The following is a 21,707-nucleotide window of genomic DNA, read 5'->3' on the forward strand; positions in this document are numbered from 1 at the left end:
CGTGGGGAGCGGGTCGTAACCGAAGGGGGAGACGGGAGGCAACGGTGGGTCGCCACGGATCAGAATACCATGCGGGGTCCCTTGACGCCCTGTTTCCGGCGTTCGATAATCCTGAGTCTCTCAACCCGGAATCCAGAATCGATGAGCTCCGACTCCTCGGGCAACCCACAGTTTGGCGGGCGACATCGATTGCTTCTACGCGTCGAGCGCTTCGGAAGACGACACTACCTGATCGTCTTCGTGATGGCTGCGTTGGCGCTGGCGGCGGGTGGGTTCTTCGGATCCAAACTAAAACTGGAATCCAATGTCCTAGCGTTGATTCCCGAGGGAAATCGCCAGGTCGACACGCTGAAGGAAGCGTTGAACGACTTCGGTTCGATCGATTACCTGATGGTGCTGCTCGAGGCGGCGGACGATAACTCCCAGGACTCGCTCGAGGATTTCTCCGACGTCCTGGCGGAGCGCCTCTCGGCTGAGACCGAACTGATCGAGTACGTCGAGCATCGGTTCGCGTTGGATGAGTCGTTCCTCGAACTGTTCTACGACAACGCGCTGCTCTTCTTGCCACCGGAGAAGTTGGCCGACGTGGCGGCCAAGTTGGAAGACGAAGCGATTCGCCGCCAGGTTCAGGAGACGCGACTCCATCTGAGCAATCCGGCGGCAATCCTCCTCGATGACCCACAGCGCGCAGATCCGCTCGGGTTGATGCCGCTGTTCCTGGATCGCCTGCAGAGCAATCGCAACGTGCTGCAGATCGATGTCAGCGACGGCTACTACCTGTCGCGCGATCGCAAGTTGTTGATCATGTTGGTCAAGCCGACGGGCCCCTCGCAGGACATCGATTTCGACGAGCGCCTGCTACAGGCGGTGCGCCAGGCCGAGACCGATTCCCGCGACGAGATCCACGAGCGGGACGGCGCCGATGCGTTGACGCCTTCGGTGCACTACGGCGGAAACTACGCGGTCGCCGTAGACGAGGCCGATCTGATCCGTGAGGACGTCAGCCGGAATCTGATCCTCTCGCTTCTCGCGGTCTCGATGCTGTACTGGCTCTGTTACCGACGATTCGCGGCGTTGCTCTACAGCAGCATCCCGCTTCTGGTCGGCCAGGCCCTGACCTTCGGGCTGGCGTTTCTGGTGCTCCAATCGCTGAACGCGTCGTCCTCGGCGTTCACCGCATTACTGATGGGGCTTGGTACGGACTTCGTCATCGTCATCTACGCACGGTATGTCGAGGAGCGTCGGGCCGGCAGAACCCTCGCGCAGGCCACCGAGCGAATGATCGGCGAGACCGGGCTTGGGGTCTTCACCGGAGCCATCACATCGGCCGGCACGTTCTACGCGATGTGCATCAGCCAGTTTCGCGGCCTGCGGGATCTCGGCTTCTTGATTGGCAGCGGCATCCTGCTCTGCGCGGTGGCGATCCTGTTCATGCTTCCGGCGATGATCACCTGGAACGAGGGTGTACGAAAGCGCAAGGTCGATTCGGTCAAGAAACTGCATCTGCAGTCGTTCCTTCTGGAGCACCTGATTCCGTTGTCGGTCCGCTATCGCAAGACCGTCATCACGTTGATCGTCATCGCGACCCTCGGTAGTGGCTGGCTGGCGACGCGGTTGGAATTCGACGATTCGATCAAGGCGCTCCGCAGTAACAAGTCTGCGGCCTACCAGGTTCAGAAGCGCATCACGGACCGCTTCGGTGCGGCACTCTCGTACATGATGGCCATCGTGGAGGCACCCACCCACGACGAGGCCCTGGCCTTGACGCAGAAGGTCGAAGATCGACTGCAGCCGTTCGTCGAGGACGGCACCGTCGGCTCCTACGATTCCGTCCTGGCCTACCTACCCGGCGAGACTCAGCAGCGAGAGGTCTTACAGGCGGTCGCCGCCAGTCCCGCGGAATTCGACGCCGAACGGGTCAAGAGCACGTTTCTCTCGGAGCTCGATAAACAGAGGATGAACCCCGCGGCGTTCGACGAGTTCCTGGGACGACTGGATCGCTTTCTCGGTCCCGAGCAGCCGTTGAGGCTCCAGGACCTCGAGAACCGTGGTCTGGATCGACTTCTGGGTCGTTACGTGCGGAGCGACGAGGGACGGGTACGAATCGTGACCTACGTCTTTCTCGCCGATGCTCGCTGGAAGCGTCAACCTCCGCCCGGCTTCGTCAACGCTCTGACCGGCGATGACGCACGGATTGTCATCACCGGCACGAACGTCGTCAGCAAGGAGTTCCGCAGAATCTTCAGCCGCGAAGCGCCGCGTGCGGTGGCTCTTGGGCTTGTGGTCGTCTTCGTGTTGCTGTGGATCGATTTCCGCAGCCTTCGTCTGACGAGTATCGCCCTGGCGCAGCTGGTCTGCGGCGTGATCATGATGCTCGGCATGATGCGCGTGCTGGACGTGCCGCTGAACTACGTCAACGCCTTCGTTGCGACGATGATCCTGGGTGTCGGAATCGACTACAGTATTCATATCGTGCATCGCTTCACACTCAGCGATGGACTTGTCGAGGAAGGACTCCTCGAAACGGGCAAGGCCGTCGTCATGGCGGCGTTGACCAATATCGCCGGGTTCGGAACTCTCTGGTTTGGCAACTACCCGGCCCTTCGGAGTTTCGGCCAGGTCGCGTTGATCGGCTCGTTGACCTGCTTGCTGACCGCATTGACCCTGGTTCCAGCCATCATGGGTCGCCAACAGAAAGGTTGATCTGTGGCGTCGATGTTCTGGATCGCAGTGTTGCTTGGCCTGGTCGAGGGTCTAACGGAGTTCCTTCCCGTTTCGTCGACCGGTCACCTGATCGTTACATCGGCCTTGCTAGGTTTCGAGGGAGAGCGGGCCGAACTGTTCGAGATCTTCATCCAGCTGGGTGCGATTCTCGGCGTGGTCGTCGAATTCCGTCAAAAGCTGTTCAAGCTGGTCTTTGAGCTCCCGACGCAACGCCGTTCGCGCACCTTCGCCGTCAAGTTGTTGATCGCGTTCCTGCCGTTGGCCATCGTCGGCCTGGCGTTGCGGGACCTGATCACGACCCATCTGTTCAATCCGCAGATGGTCGCCTGGGCGTTGATCGTCGGTGCGATCCTGATCCTGATCGTCGAGGGGATCCGGATCAAGCCGAACGTACACGACGCGACCAACCTAGGTTGGGGACAGGCGGCGTGGATCGGCCTGGCCCAGATGCTGGCACTCTGGCCGGGCTTTTCTCGGTCCGCGGCGACGATCCTCGGCGGGGTGGTCACCGGTCTCGATCGGCGTGCCGCGACCGAGTTCTCGTTCTTCCTGGCGATCCCGGTGATGATGGCCGCCGGCTGCTACGACCTCTACAGCAACTTTCATCATCTACAGCCCGGCGACGGTGGATGGTTGTCGCTGTCGTTCGCCATCTCGTTCGTCGTCGGCTGGGCTGCGGTCCGCTGGCTCCTCAAGTTCGTTGCCACACACACGTTTCGAGCGTTCGCCTACTATCGCATCGTTCTTGGGTGCGTCCTGTTGATCTACTTTCACTGATCGGGAGGTTGTCCCGGGATGACGACCAAACCCACGCCGGGGCAGACCGGTATCGGCGACATGGACGCCGGTGAGTTTCGCGAATGGGCACACCGTGTCGCGGATCTCGCCGCAGACTATCTGGAGGGTCTTGAGCAGCTTCCCGTCGTTCCGAACGTCAAACCGGGCGAGATCCGCGCGCAGCTCTCCGACGCGCCGCCCGTCGATCCGCAGCCCACCGAAGAGATCTTTGCCGACTACAAGCGATTGATCGAACCCAACATCACCCACTGGCAGCACCCTCGATTCATGGCCTATTTCCCCAGCATGGCCAGTGGTCCGGGAATCCTCGGCGAGTGGCTGTCCGCGACTCTGAATTCCAACGTGATGATGTGGCGCAACGCCCCGGCGTCAACAGAGCTGGAGGAGTGTGTCGTCGCATGGCTGCGACAGATGCTTGGCCTACCGGGGACGTTCAGCGGGATGTTCACCGACACGGCATCGATCTCGACGCTCCTCAGCCTGGTGGCGGCCCGTCACAAGGTTCTGGATCTGGAGACTCCCACTCGGTTGAGGCTCTACGCCTCCGATCAGGCTCACATGTCGATCGAGAAGGCGGCGATGGTGATCGGTGTGGGCCCGGACGGGGTGCGACCCATCCCCGCAGATCGAAACTACCGCATGGACGTCGATGCACTGGCGCGCGCGATCCGCGAAGACCGTGACGCCGGCTGGCAACCGTTCTGTGTGGCCGGAACGCTCGGCACGACCGCCTCGACGAGTATCGACCCGGCACGAGCCATCGGAGAGTTATGTCGGGACGAGGGTCTGTGGTGCCATTTCGATGCGGCTTACGGTGGGGCCCTGGCGTTGGTTCCCGAGTACCGTGACTTGCTGGCGGGCTGGGAGCTGGCCGACTCGATCGTCATCAATCCCCACAAGTGGTTCTTCACGCCGTTCGATGCGTCGTTACTTCTCTTCCGCGATGGTGATGCGTTTCGTAACGCATTCGCCCTGAATCCCGAGTACCTGAAAACGGCGACCGACGGTCAGGCGACGAACTTCAATGAGTACGGAATCCAGCTCGGGCGTCGATTCCGTGCGTTGAAGCTGTGGATCATGATCCGTTACTTCGGGACCGAGGGGTTTGCCAGGCGGATTCGTGCTCACGTCGAGTGGGCAAGGGAGTTCCGTGACTGGATCGACGCGGCGCAGGATTGGGAACGGCTGGCGCCGACGCCCGCTGCGACGATCTGTTTTCGTTATCACCCGAGTGGAATCGACGACCCCGGGACGCTGGACCGGTTGAATGTCGACATCCTGGAGCGCATCAACGAGGAGGGCCGGTTCTATCTCTCCCACGCCAGGTTGGACGATCGTCATACCCTCAGATTGACGATCGGCAATCTCCGCCAGACACGCGCACATGTCGCAGAAGCCTGGCAGGTTCTGCAGGCAACCGCGGCGCGGGTGACGCCCCGCGAGGACTGAGGCACCTGCTTGCACCCTCCCACCGCATGACGTACACAAAGGCGGGGGAGTTTGTCTTGCCGCGGTTTACGCGCAATCTACTGCTCGGGATCCTCTGCCTGTTGTTACCGGGCGGGGTGACGGTCGACGGCTCGTCGTCCGATTCGCCGCCGCGATTCGTCCCCGGCGAGATCCTCGTCAAGTTTCGCGACGATGTCGACGCAGGCGCGAGGCGGCAGACGACCGGTCGCTTCAACGTCGCCAGGATCCACCGCGACCGTCACGGGCTGGAACGGATGCGAGTTGGACCGCTGGAGGATGTCGAGACGATCGCCCGCAAGCTCGCCGCCGAATCGGAAGTTCTCTACGCAGAACCCAACTGGATGGTTTCCCTCTATCGTCAACCTGACGATCCTTTTCACTTCCAGCAGTACTGGCTTACAAACGCCGGTCAGACCGGCGGAACACCCGGCGCCGACATCCGCGCGATGGAAGCCTGGGATCTGACCACCGGTAGTCGCGATGTGATCGTCGCGATCATCGATTCGGGGATCGATGTCAACCACCCCGATCTTCTTCCAAACCTCTGGACCAATGAGAACGAGATCGCCGGGAACGGGATAGATGACGATAACAACGGTTACGTCGACGACACCGCCGGCTGGAACTTCTTCACCGACAACAACGATCCCTTCGACGACAACGATCATGGCACCCATGTCGCCGGAATCGTCGGGGCGGTGGGGGACAACGGCCGCGGTGTCAGTGGCGTGGCCTGGAAGGTCACGTTGATGCCGTTGAAGTTCACGGACAGTGCCGGGTTCGGTTCGACCTCGGACGCCGTCGCCGCGCTGGACTACGCCGTCGCGATGGGCGCACGCGTCAGCAACAATTCATGGGGTGGGTCGTTCAACTCACAGGCGTTGCGAGACGCCATTCAGAGGGCGGGTGAGGCGGACCATCTGTTCGTCGCGGCGGCCGGCAACAGTGCCGTGGATATCGATCAGCTACCGCAGTTCCCGGCAGGCTACGATCTGGACAACATCCTCACCGTGATGGCGACCAACGATCGCGACCTGCCTGCCTTCTTCACGAACATTGGCCCCATCGGCGTGGATGTCGCCGCCGCCGGTGAGCGAGTTCTCAGTTCGGTGGTCGGCGGAACCTATCGCCAGCTGACCGGGACATCGATGGCGGCGCCACAGGTCACCGGCGTGGCCGCGTTGGCTCTCTCGGTCGCGCCGAACATCCCCGCGCTTGCGCTCAAGCAGCGGATTCTCGACTCGGCGATTCCCGTGCCGAGTCTCACGGGTTACAGTCGGACCGGGGCCCGTCTCGACGCGCTCGGAGTCTTGCAGGCCATCGACGACGTTGCTCCCGGTCGGATCGACGACCTCCATCTGCTGGAACTCGGTAGCACCCGCGCCGTAATTACATGGACCGCGCCGGGGGACGATGGCGACGACGGTACCGTCTGGCGCTACCGGATTCGTGTAGCCGCCGAAGGCCTGCTGGCCTCGGGGCCCATCCCGCTTGCAGCTGGAGCGACCCAGACGTTCGAACTGAACGGGCTGACGCCCGACGCCGACCTTTCAATGACCGTTCAAGGTCAGGACGAGTGGGGAAACGTCGGGCCGGTATCGAATGTCCTCACGGTCCACACCCTGCCACCGCCCATCATCGACGTCTCGCCTTCAGCGTTCGAGCTATTCCTCGATCCCGTCGAGGTCGGAACGGCACAGTTACGGATCGCCAACGCAGGTCCTGGTGAGCTCGACTGGATGATCACGGGACTGGATTCACGCCCGTTGGACGAACGGGTTACGTTCGGACAGACGGTCGGTCGACTAATCGGTGGTCAGTCCATCGATGTCCCGCTGACGATCGACACGAACGGTCTTGCAGCCGGTTTCTACGGGGCGCTCGTGAACGTACGTAGCAACGACGTGTCCCGTCCGGAACTCGACATCCCGCTCGCCGTCATCATCGGTCTCCGCCCACGTCTCGTCGTCGGTCGTTCCGGACCCACGGAAGAGAGCGAACAGTTGTTCGACGACAGCCCGGCTGGAACCACGCATCGCATCGAACTTGGGTCACAGGCGATAGGGCCGATGACCGTGACGGTCTCGGTCGAGGGGGACTTCGCGGAGTCCTCCGAGTTCGGGACCGTGTCGGTTGATGGTGAGTTTCTGGGCATCGTTCAGGGTGGCGGCACGGACTGCTCTTTCGGTGGGCGCAGCTTCATTCTCAGCGGGCAGGATGTTGAGCGACTGGCCGGGGACGGCGTTCTGATAATCACGATCGAGAATTCCGCTGACGTTGCCACGTTTTGCTCTAACAACGTTCACGGGTTGCAGTTGGCGTATCGCGAGCCCGTCTCGAGTCTGGAGTTCCCCGAGACGATCGTGGGGCTCACCGAACAGATGGAAGTCGACCTGATCAACGTCGGGTCGTCTGCCTTACGGATTGCATCCATCTCCAGCGAGTTGTTGACGGACTACACGGCAGTTTTTCCGTTCGCCACGCTTCAGACGGACCAGGTATTGACTCTGGAAGTGCTGTTTCACCCACAGACCCCGGGCCGGCGGGCCGACACCCTGAGCATCACGACCAACGAACCCGACCATGACGCCACTCAGCTGTTCCTGGAGGGTGTGGGACTGGCACCCCCCATCTTGCGACTCCAACCGGATCGGATCGAGCGCACGTTGGACGCTGGCGAACGCATCGAGGCCTCGTTCGAGATCGGTAACGACGGCGCCTCGCCGCTCGTCGTCACGCTCGAGAGCGCGGGCTCCGATCTGGTCGTCGCCCCACAGTCCGGTCTGATTCCGGCCGGGGAGACGGAACCCTTTACTCTGGAGATCGACGGGACGGACTTCGTCGCGGGCTTGCGTGAAACGGCGATCATGGTTCGGAGCAATGATCCCGACGCACTCCAGATCGCGCTACCGATCATCCTTGAGATTCGCGGCGAACCTCGGATCCGGTTGGAACCTGCTGTAGTCCGGATCGATTCCGAAATCAGCTATTCGACGCTGGATGCGGTGACGACTCATATCTTCCCTATCTCGATCCCCATCGTCGGCGCGGCCAGGTTTGAAATGGTCGTGGACGGAGACTTCGGATTGATCGATGAATCGGCGACATTGACGGTCGAAGGTGACGAGTTGTTGTCGATCAGTGACGCCGAGCGTGACTGCGAACCGATCGGAATCGTCGAACCACTCTCCATCGACGACGTCACACGTTGGAATTCCGACAATCAGATCGAGGCCATCGTCAGCAACTCGCCAAAAGTCGATCTGTTCTGCGAACGCAATAGCCATCGATTGAGCCTGATCTATGACGGACCGTCCGATCGACTGGAGTTCGGGGATGGGTTCGTCGAGTTCGAGTCGATTCGCAACGTGGTTATCACCAACTCCGGAACCGACCGTCTGACCTTCGACTCGGTTGAAACCAGCGGCTCCGCTTATGAGCTTGGAGTCGTTCCACAGTTCGTTGAGGCGGGTGCGAGCCGATCGATTCCAGTGCGGTTCACTCCCGACGCCCTCGGAGATCACGAGGGTGAACTGGTGGTCATCTCCGACGCCACGAATGCTGCAGTTGTCCGTCTTCCGTTGCATGGCCACGGTGTCCCGGCGCCAAGCCTACGGGTTACTCCGTTGTCGCTCACCTTCAACACCACGCTCGGTGAGATCCAGTCGCGCTCGCTCTCCATGGAAAACAACGGAAGCGTCCCCGTCGGTTTCTCGGCATCGGCTGTGGGCACGGTGATTTCTCAGGTATCGATCACACCCGTCGCCGGCACTGTCGCGCCTGGCGACGTTGCGGAAATCACCATCACCGTTGACGGGACCGATCTTCCAGCCGGCGCGCAGGACTTTGCGGTGATGTTGGCAACGGAGGATCCCCAGCAATCTCTGATCGAGATTCCGGTGAACTGGGTCGTGACCGGGACGCCCCGCCTGGGATTCTCGACATCCCGTTACGAACAACGTTCCCGGGTCGAGTTCAGTGTCGCCGCAGCCGCGACCGAACATCAGTTCTCCGTCGATCGGCCGGCTGCCGGGAATGTCGACGTAAGCCTGCATGTTGTCGGCGACTTTGGTTCGATCGGCGAACAGGCCGCTTTGCTGGTCGAGGGTCAATTCCTCCTTTCCGCCGGTGGCAACAGCGCCGACTGCGTTCCGATCACCGAGACAACCTCGGTCTCACCGGCCCGCCTTTCCCAGTGGTCCTCGAACGGCACGGTGGATGTCATCGTGCAGAACAGTGCGCCCGTCGGCACCATCTGCCCTGAGCGATTTCACGAGGTGACTCTCCGTTACCCGGAACTTGCGAGTTCCGTGGAAGTTGGACAGGTCTTTCTGGGTCGTCCCGACGGCACCCAGGTCGAGATCTTCAGCAACGGCAACTCCGATCTGAATATTCAGAGTCTTACGACGACCGGCTCGTCGTTCCGGGTGGTCGATCGATCATTCGTCCTGGAACCCGGTGAGAGCGAGATGATCGAGATCACGGTGCTGGCCGACGATGTCGGAGTCCTATCCGGAGAATTGATCGTCGCAAGCAACGCTACGGATCAGCCTCTCACCCGACTGCCGCTACGCGCAACGTCCAACGCCGCACCGCAAGCCGTTCTGAGTCCATCGCTCCTGCAACACGTCGTGCTGCCGGCGACACCCGAGACCTTCGAACTGAGTCTCTCCAACGCCGGTGGGTTGCCGCTCAGCTTCAGCACGGCCCCGGAGGTGGCCGTCGGCGTCGAACTCGAAACGCTGCCCGCCAGCCCGGGCCCCGCTGCCTGTCTCGTGGCAGATCCGATCGGCGGGCAGATCTATACACAGATCCGTCGGGCGAACGAGTTCTATCGGTTTGACGTCACAAGCTCCACCTGGACCACGCTCTCGCGGTCACCGATGGCGGCCGAGGAGTTCTGTCGATCGGTCTTACTGGACGGCAAGATTCACGTATTCCATTCCAATGACCGAGACTTCTACGCGGTCTACGACATCGCCGTCGATCGTTGGGAACGTCGCCCTCATCCCGTCGATCAGAACGTGGGCGCGGTGGCCGGCGACGGCGAATCGTTCATCTATCTGGCACGTCTTGCGCGGTTGTTCCGCCACGATCCGGAGACCGAGGTCACCACGGAATTGGCACCGCCGCCATTTCCGTTCGAGCGCGGCGGAGGTCTTGAGTTCTTCGACGGGCATCTGTACGGCCATCGCGGCAACGGCAATCCAGATTTCGCCCGCTACGATATCGCCGTGGATCGTTGGGATCTGCAGCAACAAGCCCCGTCCGGTCTGAGAAGTGGCACGACGTTCGATCCGATCCTGTCCTCGTACTACGTCATCGCAGAACCCGATGCGGGGATCGTCTATCGTCATGACACACGGACGAATCGTTGGCAGGCAATCGATGTCGCTCCCCTCGTTTCTCGAAAGGGCGAGCTGGCGTGGATTGGTCGTACGAACCCGGGCGTCTATTTTCAGCAGGGCGAATTCGGACGGGAATTCATCCGCCTGGGCACTCCCGAGGGAATCGTCCAGCCGCCTTACCCCAGCGGAGTCGTCGCACCCGGCGAGTCGGTGGTCCTGCCCCTGATGCTTCGCACGGATCTACCGATCGGTCCGTACCGCGAAACGATCCACCTGCGTAGCAACGACCCCGAGACCCCGGTGACCTCGACGATCCTCGACGTGACGATCGCCGCCGCGGGACGCCTGGAGATGGGTCCCGTGGGGCTCGATCTTACGACGTTTGTCGGCGTCCCGAGGACCGAGCTTCTGGAGTTTTCCAATCGCGGGGATCGACCGATTCGTGTGGTCGATCTCGAAATTGCGGATCCTCGGGCACGCGAGTCGCTGGTGATCGACGGGATGGGATCGCCGGTCGAACTTGCGCCACGCGAACACGCCACCCGACAGGTCACGTGGACGCCCACGTCGGCGGGAGATCTTGCGACGTCTCTCGTTGCGTTCGTGGAGAATTCCGATCCTTCGACGATGTCGGTCGTGTTGACCGGCACGTCACGGCATCCACCGAAGTTACTCGTCGACCCCGAGAGGATCGCCGTGGCGCTCCCGCCGCGACCGCACCTCAAGACACTCCGCGAGATACACATCGCCAATGTCGGCGATGACGGTGGCGTGCGTGGCATGGGTACGGAACTTCAGTGGACGTTGTCGCAGACGACGATTCCAGCGCCGGCCGGTCGACACTCGCGGGATGTCGGCCGCCAGGATGCATTCGGCTATCGCTGGCGGACCGAGGACGAGCCCGGTGGACCCCTCTTCGACTGGCAGGAGATCTCCGGGCGGGGAGTCTCGCTGGATCTCGCATCCGACGATCAGGTCAGCGAGCCGATACCCATCGGTTTCCCGTTCGAGTTCTACGGGCGAGCGGCGAGTCATGTTCATGTTTCCACCGACGGTTGGCTGAGCTTCGCCGACAGTCCGCCGTCCTACAGCAATCCGCCGGCGCTGCCCGACACGGGCGTACGGACACCGGCCGACCTGATCGCGCCGTTCTGGGACGATCTGAACCTGACCCACAGGGGGCAGATCTTCGTCGAGTCACAGCCCCACCGCTTCATCGTCCAGTACGAAGCGGTCGAAAGATTCTCGTCACCCGGTGCGTTGACGTTCCAGGTGCTGCTGTACCGCGATGGCCGAATCGTCTTTCAGTACCGGGTACTGGAGGGTGCGACCGATAGCGCCACCATCGGAATTCAGAACAGCGATCGAACGATCGGGAACCTCGTCGTCGCCAACCAGTCGTTCGTCCAGGACAGACGGGCGATCGAATTTCGTCGGGCGCCGGACTGGTTGCATATCTCGCCGGCATCCGGAGCGGTGTCGCCCGCCGGCGAAGATGTCGTGACGCTAACCGTCGATACCGGAGCGTTGCCCTCGGGCAGCTTTGCTGCGGACCTGGAACTCCGTAGCAACGATCCGTTCCAATCGCAGCGATCGATCCCGCTGATCTTCCATATCGGAGAGATCAAACCATTGGAGATCCTCGTTCCGCTGGGTCGTCGCCGACACGGCGACGTCGTGGAGGTCTTCGTTGAACTTCCATCCGGACTCGACCCACGGACGATCGTTGCGTCCGGCGTTCGTCTGCAGGGGACGCTCGCGCCCATCGATGAGACACCCATCGCGACGGATCGCGACGGGGACGGGGTGCCCGAAGGACGCATACGATTCGATGCCGATCGCTTCCTCGACCTCGTGCGTCAGGACGCCGACGGTTCCCTCGAGCTGACCGGCGAGGTCCGCGATACGACCTGGTTCCGCGGGACGTTTCGTCTGCGCTGGCTCGACGTGGGTTCTCCGACTAGATCAAATCGGCGTCGGTAACGACCTCGACCAGCGCGGGACCCTCATGTGCCAAAGCACGCTTCAGGGCATCGTCAAGTTGATCGACCTTCGTGACGCGGATCCCGACGGCACCACAGATCTCCGCATATTTTGCGAAGTCGGGGTTGTGGAGTCCGGTCTGCCAGACGTCCCACTCACCGGCGCGTTGTTCCTTGCTGATCTTTCCCAGTTCGTTGTTGTTGAGTAGGACGTGGGTGATATCCATGCCGTGTCGCACCGCGGTCGTTAGCTCACCCATGTATTGTCCGAATCCGCCATCTCCGGTAACCGCGATGGTTTTTCGTTCAGGCTGCGCTGCCCACGCCCCCATCGCCGCCGGGAATCCGAACCCGATCGATCCCAGATAGCCCGACATCAGCACCGACTGGTTCTTGCATTCGAAGTATCGCCCGAACGAGTACGTGTTGTTGCCGACGTCCACTGCGATGACGGCGTCCTCCGGAACGTGTCGCGTCAACGCCGCAAAGACCGCCGCCGAAGGCAGACCGTTCCCGCGATCGTCAATCTCTCGTCGCCGCTTCTCCTCGCGCCAGATCGCCCAGCGTCCAGCCAGCTCTTTCTTAGGGTCGACGGCGGACGACTTGCCCCGCAGCATCTCCTGGAGGGCCTCGACCGTGACGCCGATCTCGCCCCAGACCGGAACCGTCACCGGGTGGAACTTGCCGAGCGCCATCGGGTCGAAGTCGACCTGAATCGTCGGAGTCTTGGGAGTAATTCCGGTGTGATTGGAGAATGACGCACCGAGGACGATCAGAAGGTCGGCCTCGTTCATGAACCAACTCGCGATGGGTGTGCCGCTCCGTCCGAGAACCCCGCAGCCAAGTGGATGATCGTCCGCGATCAGGCCCTTGCCCTTGAACGTCGTAACCACCGGTGCCGAGATCTGTTCAGCGAAATCCGTGATTCGATCCATGCGGAAGCGGGCCCCGTGACCAACGATGATCAGCGGGCGTTTGGCTTCACCGATCCGTTTCGCCGCTTCGGTCAACGATGCCCTGGGGGGTGTAATCGTCTCCTCCGTGATTCTCCCTTCGGGAGAAGAAGGCTTCGCGGCCTCATCGGCGGGCAGTACCTGAACCTCATCGGGAAAAATCAGGTGGGCCACATCTCGCTTGAGATGGGCATGCTTGAGGGCCAGGGTCATCAACTCTGCATGCTTGCTGGAGTGGAGGACAGTCTGACTCCAGGCGGCGACCGACGAGAACGCAGACGCAAGATCCACTTCCTGGAAAGCGCCGGGTCCGAGGACCTGGGTGTCGACCTGACCGGTCAAAGCCAGGACCGGTGCGCGATCGACCTTGGCGTCCCACAGACCTGTCAGAAGGTTGGTTGCGCCGGGCCCCGCGATCGCAAGGCAGGCGGCGGGCTTCCCCGTCAACTTTGCGTAGGCCGATGCCGCGAACGCGGCCGCGCCCTCATGACGAATACCGATGTAGCGGAGATTGCCTTCGGCCTCCTGGCGACGAAGGGCATCGGCGAGACCCAGGTTGGAGTGACCGACCATTCCGAACACGTGCTTGACGCCCCAGTTGACCATCGTCTCGACCATCACGTCGGAAACCGTCCTTTGATGGGCGGCTTCGCACGGAAGCGCGACGTAGACCCCGTCGTCACGTTCCTCGACGGCGAACGCATCGACTCCGTCGTCGTGTCCACCGGGAGAATTCCCGGTACAGGGGTGAAAGTCCCAGCCATGCCACGGGCATCGCAACCAGCCGTTCTCGATCGAGCCTTCTCCGAGCGGGCCTCCCTGGTGCGGGCACTTGTTGTCGAGCGCGTTGTACTTACCCTCGAAATGGGTCAGGGCGAGGCTTACGTGGCCGGCGACGACGGTCTTGACCCGCCCTTCGGGCAGCTCATCGCTATCGGCAACCCGAAACCACTTCACGTCGTCGGTCTTACTCATGGGTCGCTCCGGGGCCGGCGAAACGAACGCCGGCCAGATCTGCCATATCGCGTTTCCAACTGGTCAGGTCCCGAACCGCGAACTGATTCAGATGGGTGTGGCCACAGGCTCGGGCCATCGTGGCCATCAGGTGAACCGACGCATCGAAGAACCGGGCCAACCGTTTGGCCGCGGCGTCAACAACCAGTCGCGATCGAAGAGTCTCTTTCTGGGTCGCGATACCGACGGGACAGTTATTGGTGCTGCAGGCCCGCATTCCAAGGCATCCGATGGCCTGTAGCGCGGAGTTGGACAGCGCCACACCATCCGCGCCAAGGGCTAACGCCTTGACGAAATCCGCCGGTGTGCGAAGTCCGCCGGTGATGATCAGCGTGACCTCTTTCTTGTCGCATCGATCCAGATGTCGTCGTGCGCGTGCCAGCGCAGGGATCGTCGGGACCGAGATGTTGTCCTTGAAGATCTTTGGTGCGGCGCCTGTGCCACCGCCACGACCGTCGAGGATGACGTAATCGACACCGATCTCCAGCGCGGTATCGATATCATCCTCGATGTGCTGCGCGGAGAGCTTGAAGCCGATCGGGATTCCGCCGGTGGCCTCTCGCACCTCCCCGGCAAACTCGCGGAACGGCGCCGGGTTGTCCCATTCCGGAAAACGTGAAGGCGAGATCGCTCCCTTGCCAACCTCGAGACCGCGCACCTCCGCAATCTTGCCCTTGACCTTCTCGCCGGGGAGATGGCCACCGGTACCGGTCTTGGCACCCTGCCCACCCTTGAAGTGGAATGCCTGGCAGCGCGCAACCTTCTCCATGGAAAAGCCGAACCGCGCCGACGCAAGTTCGTAGAAATAGCGGGAGTTGGCCTCCTGCTCTTCGGCGAGCATGCCCCCTTCACCGGAGCAGATGCCGGTTCCTGCCAACTCGGCGCCGGTGGCCAGAGAGATCTTCGCCTCTTCCGAGAGAGCGCCATAACTCATGTCCGAGACGAAGAGCGGGATTTTCAGATGGAGAGGCTTTGCGGCACCCGGTCCGATCACCAGCTCTGTACCGACCTCGACGTCATCCAACTGCGGAACGATGGCCAGCTGCGCGGTGACGAACTGGATGTCGTCCCAACGCGGCAGTTCGGTCAGGGCCACGCCCATCGAAGAGACGGGACCGTGGGCCCCGGTCCGTTCCAGACCATGCTCTGCCAGCTCTCTGATGTAGTTGACGTGAGGTTCCATCGGAACCCCATGGGTATCGGCGTAGAGACCCTGATAGGCATCCCGATCGTAAGGCTGGGGGTTGGCCTTTTCCCAGGCGGCAATCTCGTCCTCGTCGACCCAGACACCGCCGCTCTCAACCCAGGACGAGAATTTGTGGAGTTGCTCCTTGTTGTTGTAGGCGCTGATCCCGGAGCGGAACTGATAGTCCCAGTCGTGAACGCCGCAGATCAGGTCGTTTCCGCGGATATGCCCGTCCGCCAGCAGTGCACCACGATGGAGGCAGCGGCCATACAGCACCGACACATCGTCTTCATCGGGATAGCGCACGATGACCAGATCCACATTGGCCACCAGCGCATACGTGGGTGTCGACGGTTCCAGAGTCGCCCAGTCGGCGATCTTCAGCTTGTTCATGGTCTTTCTCCGTGGTTGGGCGCAGTCTACCCCGTGGCACCACCGGTGAGAACCCAAACGCCTTCCGAATTATTCTCACCCATTCGGGCATAATGAGATAGCTGACACCGTTGCCAGACGAGATGGATATTTTGGCGCAATCTTTCGTCACTCTCTTGCAGGCGTATCTCGCCGTCGGTGTTCTTTTTGGGCTGTGGTTCGTGTTCCGTGCGGTCAAACGTCTGGATCCCGCCGCGAACGAAGGCGGCCTGGGGTTTCGACTTCTGATCTTGCCGGGCGTCGCCGCGCTCTGGCCATTCTTGCTGGGTAGGATTGTTCGCGGCGGACCGCCGGTCGAACGCAATCCGCACCGTGACCGTGTCCAGGGAGACGGTTCGTGATCCGGCCGTTGCGGACCCGACATCGGTGGTTCTTCCTCGGGTTGCTGTTGGTGGTCGGTCCACTGATGGTGATGGGGCTTCTGACTCGACGAGAAATACCCTCGGCATCGCCGCGGGCAGCGGGTGGGAAGACCGGTCTCGAGTATCGGATCGATCGATCCCGGCCTGTTGCGCGAGTCCATGTGACACCGACGGCGGCTGTCCCGGCACATCCCGAGTGGAGTCTCTACTGGGACGTGTCTGGAGAGACCGACCCATCGGTCGACCCATCGGTCGACACCATGCTCTTTCTCGGCGTCGTCGATGGAGAGTCCTCGACGATCCATCCGATCCCGACGGAGTACGCATCGATTCAGGGTCGTCTTGTGCTGTACAGCCTGACCCAGAAAGAAATCGTCGAGACGGTGGATCCATGAGCCATCAGTATGTCGCCGTCGGTTGGAATCGACAGAAAAAGATCTATGACACGGTCATGCTGTCCTGTGTGGGTCTTTACCTGACGATCTTCGTCGTCGTCGATCTGTGGTTACGACCCAATACAAGCCCCGAAACCATGTTGATCCGCGCGTTAGGCAGTTGCGCCTTCCTGATGTTGCATGTCGTGCTCTCCATCGGCCCGTTAGCTCGACTTGACACCCGCTTCCTGCCTCTGCTCTACAACCGTCGGCATCTCGGCGTGACGACGTTTCTTGTCGGAGCCGCACACGGTGGGTTTGCGCTGCTTCAGTTTCATTCGCAGGGAAATGTCCACCCACTCGTCAGCCTGCTAACGTCGAATCAGCGCTTCGACAGTCTCATTGATTTCCCGTTTCAGCCGCTGGGTTTCGTCGCGTTATCGATCCTCTTTCTGATGGCCGCCACCAGCCACGACTTCTGGTTGACCCAGCTGACCGCGCCCATGTGGAAGACGCTGCACATGTTGGTCTACGTCGCGTATGGATTGTTGACGTTGCATGTCGTTCTGGGTGTTCTTCAGGCCGAAACGTCGCCGCTGTTGAGTGGTCTTGTTCTGTTGGGGTTTGCCTGGATCGTCGGGATTCATCTGCTCGCAGGCTTCCGTGAACGTGGCGGCGATCGACCGATCAGCGAGGCCGCTCGCGACGGATACGTGCGTGTCTGCCGTGTCGACGAGATCCGCGAGAACCGAGCGAAGATGGCGGTTCTATCCGGCGAAAAGGTGGCGATCTTCCGCTATGACGGAAAGATCGCGGCAGTCTCGAACGCGTGCCAGCATCAGAATGGCCCTCTGGGTGAAGGCAAGATCATCGATGGCTGCATCACCTGCCCATGGCATGGCTATCAGTATCGGCCGGAGACCGGCGAGTCACCGCCACCGTTCACCGAGAAGGTTCCGACATTTCGTTCCCGCGTCATTGACGGAGACGTGTGGGTCCATCCGCAACCGGAGATGAAGGATCACACGCATGTCGGATGAACTGTACGTCGGTTATCTCGAGAAGAGTCCTCCGGGACCGGCGCGAACCACCCGCCGAACGGTGGCGCTGCTCGCCGTCGTGGTGATCGCGGTCTCGCTCATGACCGTCATCGGGCAGCGACGGTTTGCCCGCAGCCACTTCGAGTGGGGCGAGCCTCGTTCGTTCAGCGGTCGAATCGACGACAGCGGACTTCGACTGGAGTTGGCACGGCCCGGCGCCAACGCAACGGGCCAGGTGACCGCGATCACGCTTGTCGCCGTCGGCAAATTCGGGCCCTACACGATGACCGCCGATTGGGTCGGGCGCTACGTCGAACTGGAGGGAACGCTGATCTACCGCGACGGGCAGACGTTGATCGAGATCGTCGACGGGTCGATTCGTGCCGTCTCGGCGGATTCGGGCTCCAGAACCGGCCCCATCCAGCGATCGATCGACCCGCCGGCGATCTTTGAGGACGTCCGACTTGTCGGGGAGATCATCGACAGCAAATGTTTCCTCGGCGTGATGAAACCCGGGAACCTGAAGCCCCATCGGGCGTGTGCCATTCGCTGTATCTCCGGAGGTATTCCGCCACTGCTGGTCGTCCGCGACGACTCGGGAGGGGCACGCTATTACTGGCTGGAGGATCTCAGCGGTGTGCCGCTCCGTGAGCAGGTCCTGCCCTACATTGCAGAGCCCGTCGCCATCCGCGGGACCGTCGTCGACTACACCGATCGAACGTTGTTTCGTGTGGACCCGGCTACCATCGAGCGACTGTAGGCGGTCCCTAGTAGGGCAGCGGCCGACCATCCCAGCTACGAAAACTGCCGCTGTCTTCCGTCGTAGACCGGTCGATAACCTGCAGGATACCGGCGGCGGACGCTCCAACCGTTAACGGTGCCGCGTCACTCCCCATTCGAGTTTGAACCCAGCCCGGGTGAATAGTCAGAACGACGAACCCCTCTGCCCGCAGTTCGTGGGACAGATTGAGCGAGACCATATTCAGGCCGGTCTTCGAGACACGGTACGCGTACGATCCTCCGCTGCTGTTATCGCCTATCGATCCCATCAATGAGGTTATGTGAAATATCTTTCGCTCGGATCCCAGCCGCATGAGTGGCAAGAACGCACGTGTGACACGAAGGGGGCCCAGGGTATTGACCTCGAATCCCTGACGCATGGCGTCCAGGTCGAGCCGTTCGAGACCTCCGCTATCTTCAGGGTAGACTCCCGCGTTGTTGATCAGGAGATCGACATGATCGACCCGCCCGGCAACGGTGCGAGCGCCCTCCGCCACCGCTTCGTCGTCGGCGACATCCATGACCAGCGGTTGAAGACGGTCGCCATGCTTTGCGGCCAACGACGAGAGCTCGGTCGAAGGGGCCCCGCGGGTTCCGGCGAACACCGTCGCCCCGCCCTCGAGCAGCTGGCCAGTCAGTTCCAGGCCGATGCCACGCCCGGCACCGGTTACCACCGCTATCCGTCCCATCGTCGATTCACTCATCCGGTCTTACCTTCGTGGTTACGCCTCGTGCAACCTCTACATCCTGCCACACGGCGATCGGTTCCTCACATTCATCGTCGGCGCAGGCCTCAACTCGATAACGGCCGACGGGGACCGACTCGATGACCAGCATCCCATCCTCACGCGGCACCACGGGGCCGGGAACGACCTCCTCGGCGTCGGGATCCACGATTCGCGCACCGTGAAACGCTCCGAACACGCGGATGGCACCGCCGACTGCGGGAATCCATAAGGGTGCCGGCACAAGTTGGCCGCGCTCGAGTTCCGCCTCGAAGTCGATATCAATGGTCGACATGGGCAGCCAGTGTGGGTGATGGAACGATCCTGCGAGGCGAAGTCGCCCCTCCTCGAATTCCCGTAGCAGGATCTGCGTCGTTTCCGCCTGAAGTCGTGGCCGATAGGGGGTGCCGTCAGGTTCGCCGTTGGCATGCAGCGGTCTCGCCTCGCCACCGAACTCGGTCAACGCAAGATCGGGCAGGCTCCCGCGGTCGCCGGTCTCGGCGATCAGTTCGATGGCGGGGGAACAATCGATATCGATTCGTCCGACATCGTCGATGCGCCCGACGTTGGTGTTAAAGTTCGCAGCGTCATCTCGACGTTCCGATCCGTACGCCCACGTCCAAAGACCGAAGCCCGTGGGACGTACCGCCAGTTGCACCGAGTCCGACTCCAGCGGACCGACCAGTAACTGGTCCTGCAACTCACCGCCAAGTGTGACGCGCTCCAGCTTGAGCCAGGCGCCGTCCAGAAGGTCCGGATCGACGTCCCGCGGGCGATGGGGTTCACCGACGGGGAAGATCCGCACGGCGGTCGAGTCCGTGACCGGGCCACGATCCAGGCAGTTCAGGGCGATGCGAAGGGTCGCGGCCGGTAACACCTTGAGATCCAGCGCGATGCTCTGCTTCAGTTCGAATTCGAGCTCGTCCGTCGGATCCGCGATCGTCTGGTAAAGCTCGCCGTTATTCGGCGCGTCCCGCCCGGAGAGGAGTTGCTCGTCGATTCCGATAATCTCGACGAAGTGGGTGACGGCCATCTCACCCCGCAACTTGGCCGTCGCGCGATAGTGGCCCGGATACAACCCCCGCATTCGAAGAAAGCCGGAAGCATCGGTTTCCGCCCTGGGCGTTCGTTTGGAGGCGACAAAGTCGGGGTCGTCGGTGATGAATCGGGGGCCGTCATCGAGACGCTCGACGAGGATCCGCGTGCCCGCGATCGGCTGTCCGTCACCGTCCACCGACAGCGCTTCGACCGTGCCACCGGGTTCGAGATTGATCGAGTGCCGATTGTCCTCGTCCTCGCCCTCCGGATCGTACCCCGCCACCAGGACGTGCGACTCGAGAAAGTCCCGATGCAACGCCACCGCCAGGTAGTTTCCGGCGGGGAGTCCATAGAAACTGACCGAGTGATACTTCTGCTCGAGCCGACCGACCCGTTCGACGGGGTTCCCGCTCTCGTCGGCACGCCAGACCTCGATCCAGAGTTGTGTCAGTCTCTCGAATCGCCTCGTGGGATGCTGCGCCTGTGCGGAGATGACCAGAGGGGACTGTCCCTTTCGATCCTCCATCTCGACGGTGAAATGGGCCTCGCCGACGTCTCCCGATTGCAGCGTCAGGACGACGCTCTCGGGCTCCGCCTGGATCAGGTTCGGACTGAAGACCGAAACCTCCCAGCGCCCATCGGGGATGTCAATATTGAACGTCCGTCCGTCGCGGTTGTAACGTGCACGCACACGACGCACATCAGAGCCGCCACGATCCTCTGACGCCAGGAGCCACGGTCCGGGCTCCAGAAGCTCTGCCACGACGGTCGGAAGTCCGTCGCCACGCACGACATCTACCGCCCCTTCGATCCGCGCCACCGCCATGAAGTGCCAGGTGACAAAACGGGTGGGTGAGTGGGACTCCAGCAGGATCTCCGCCGCCCCTCCCGGAACGGAACGCCCGTCGATCTCGATGTCGACAAGCAGGAATCCCGCGGGCGGCTGCTCGATTTTTATCGACCACCTCCCTGGCACCAGTGCCGTCTCCTTGAAGCCACCTTCGTCGAGCGCGACTCGATAGACCTTGCCGGTCTCGAGATGCGTCAACAGCACCTTGAAGTATTTGAGGTCGCCACGGTTCTTCTTGAGTTCCAACACAACCCGCGAGCCTCGCCAGAGTTCCAGCGTCGCCTCGACGGAATCGGCCTCTTCCAGAATCGTGATGCTCGGGGCTTCGACCAGAGGGTTGTTACTCGGATCGACCAGATCGCTGGCCGCGTGAATCCTGGCAGTCACCCGATAACTTCCGGGCACAAGGGTCTGGAAGACTGCGACACCGTTGGCATCGGATTCGGCAAAGTAGTGTCGCGGGTAGCCGGAGGTGTGTTGCAAGCCAACGCGCACCTCCGGGATTCCCGTACCACCACGATCCACGACGTGAATCGTCGCGGTGGCTGCGTGCGTCAATCCACCGACCCATCCCCCGGCAAGGAGAACGAACAACAACGCGCAGAGTCGATGGGTCGCTCGGTGCAAGGGG

The 21,707-nt window shown here is 61.8% G+C and carries 12 protein-coding genes; 8 read left to right on the plus strand and 4 right to left on the minus strand.

Features of this window, described 5'->3' with window-relative positions:
* Window positions 1-141 precede the first annotated feature (141 nt).
* From OES25_09025 to OES25_09040, 4 genes are read left to right on the plus strand one after another with little or no spacing between them, the layout of a single operon-like run.
* A complete protein-coding gene (locus tag OES25_09025) occupies window positions 142-2,703 on the plus strand; it encodes an MMPL family transporter (GenBank protein ID MDH3627785.1) in 2,562 nt (853 codons plus the stop codon).
* A 12-nt stretch (window positions 2,704-2,715) separates the two neighbouring features.
* Entirely contained in the window at window positions 2,716-3,501 is a 786-nt protein-coding gene (locus OES25_09030) for an undecaprenyl-diphosphate phosphatase (protein ID MDH3627786.1), read from the plus strand.
* A gap of 18 nt (window positions 3,502-3,519) precedes the next feature.
* A complete protein-coding gene (locus tag OES25_09035; protein MDH3627787.1) occupies window positions 3,520-4,971 on the plus strand; it encodes a pyridoxal-dependent decarboxylase in 1,452 nt (483 codons plus the stop codon).
* Window positions 4,972-4,997: 26 nt separating this feature from the next.
* The gene (locus OES25_09040; protein MDH3627788.1) at window positions 4,998-12,323 is read left to right on the plus strand and encodes a S8 family serine peptidase; all 7,326 of its coding nucleotides are present in this window, start codon (window positions 4,998-5,000) and stop codon (window positions 12,321-12,323) included.
* On the opposite strand, the gene OES25_09045 is transcribed toward OES25_09040, so the two are convergent.
* Together OES25_09045 and OES25_09050 are read right to left on the minus strand one after the other, a co-directional pair.
* Window positions 12,301-14,250 carry a thiamine pyrophosphate-binding protein gene (locus tag OES25_09045; protein ID MDH3627789.1) on the minus strand — a complete coding sequence of 650 codons (1,950 nt, stop codon included), beginning with the start codon at window positions 14,248-14,250 and terminating at the stop codon, window positions 12,301-12,303. The genes OES25_09040 and OES25_09045 overlap by 23 nt on opposite strands.
* Window positions 14,243-15,868 (minus strand): glutamate synthase-related protein, encoded by a 1,626-nt coding sequence (locus tag OES25_09050; protein ID MDH3627790.1) that lies wholly within the window; start codon window positions 15,866-15,868, stop codon window positions 14,243-14,245. Before OES25_09050 ends, OES25_09045 begins: the two co-directional genes overlap by 8 nt.
* Before the next feature lie 131 nt (window positions 15,869-15,999).
* Here OES25_09050 and OES25_09055 point away from each other — a divergent pair, with 131 nt between their 5' ends.
* From OES25_09055 to OES25_09070, 4 genes are read left to right on the plus strand one after another with little or no spacing between them, the layout of a single operon-like run.
* Window positions 16,000-16,248: a hypothetical protein gene (locus tag OES25_09055; GenBank protein MDH3627791.1), complete on the plus strand. Its 249-nt coding sequence runs from the start codon at window positions 16,000-16,002 to the stop codon at window positions 16,246-16,248.
* Window positions 16,245-16,664 (plus strand): hypothetical protein, encoded by a 420-nt coding sequence (locus tag OES25_09060; protein MDH3627792.1) that lies wholly within the window; start codon window positions 16,245-16,247, stop codon window positions 16,662-16,664. The genes OES25_09055 and OES25_09060 overlap by 4 nt, the downstream gene beginning before the upstream one ends.
* A complete protein-coding gene (locus OES25_09065; GenBank protein MDH3627793.1) occupies window positions 16,661-17,683 on the plus strand; it encodes a ferric reductase-like transmembrane domain-containing protein in 1,023 nt (340 codons plus the stop codon). Before OES25_09060 ends, OES25_09065 begins: the two co-directional genes overlap by 4 nt.
* Window positions 17,673-18,443: a hypothetical protein gene (locus tag OES25_09070; protein MDH3627794.1), complete on the plus strand. Its 771-nt coding sequence runs from the start codon at window positions 17,673-17,675 to the stop codon at window positions 18,441-18,443. The genes OES25_09065 and OES25_09070 overlap by 11 nt, the downstream gene beginning before the upstream one ends.
* 7 nt (window positions 18,444-18,450) lie before the next feature.
* Here the strand turns inward: OES25_09070 and OES25_09075 are convergent, their stop codons facing one another.
* A complete protein-coding gene (locus tag OES25_09075; GenBank protein MDH3627795.1) occupies window positions 18,451-19,167 on the minus strand; it encodes an SDR family oxidoreductase in 717 nt (238 codons plus the stop codon).
* On the minus strand, window positions 19,160-21,703 hold the full coding sequence (locus OES25_09080; GenBank protein MDH3627796.1) for a carboxypeptidase-like regulatory domain-containing protein: 2,544 nt from the start codon (window positions 21,701-21,703) through the stop codon (window positions 19,160-19,162). Before OES25_09080 ends, OES25_09075 begins: the two co-directional genes overlap by 8 nt.
* Window positions 21,704-21,707 lie beyond the last annotated feature (4 nt).

Source organism: Acidobacteriota bacterium, assembly GCA_029861955.1.
Lineage (GTDB): Bacteria > Acidobacteriota > Polarisedimenticolia > Polarisedimenticolales > Polarisedimenticolaceae > JAOTYK01.

What these genes read in the sequence shown, in the direction of transcription:
- OES25_09025 (MDH3627785.1), top strand. Translation starts at nt 142, where the DNA reads ATGAGCTCCGACTCCTCGGGCAACCCACAGTTTGGCGGGCGACATCGA.
- OES25_09030 (MDH3627786.1), top strand. Translation starts at nt 2,716, where the DNA reads ATGTTCTGGATCGCAGTGTTGCTTGGCCTGGTCGAGGGTCTAACGGAG.
- OES25_09035 (MDH3627787.1), top strand. Translation starts at nt 3,520, where the DNA reads ATGACGACCAAACCCACGCCGGGGCAGACCGGTATCGGCGACATGGAC.
- OES25_09040 (MDH3627788.1), top strand. Translation starts at nt 4,998, where the DNA reads ATGACGTACACAAAGGCGGGGGAGTTTGTCTTGCCGCGGTTTACGCGC.
- OES25_09045 (MDH3627789.1), bottom strand. Translation starts at nt 14,250, where the DNA reads ATGAGTAAGACCGACGACGTGAAGTGGTTTCGGGTTGCCGATAGCGAT.
- OES25_09050 (MDH3627790.1), bottom strand. Translation starts at nt 15,868, where the DNA reads ATGAACAAGCTGAAGATCGCCGACTGGGCGACTCTGGAACCGTCGACA.
- OES25_09065 (MDH3627793.1), top strand. Translation starts at nt 16,661, where the DNA reads ATGAGCCATCAGTATGTCGCCGTCGGTTGGAATCGACAGAAAAAGATC.
- OES25_09070 (MDH3627794.1), top strand. Translation starts at nt 17,673, where the DNA reads ATGTCGGATGAACTGTACGTCGGTTATCTCGAGAAGAGTCCTCCGGGA.
- OES25_09075 (MDH3627795.1), bottom strand. Translation starts at nt 19,167, where the DNA reads ATGAGTGAATCGACGATGGGACGGATAGCGGTGGTAACCGGTGCCGGG.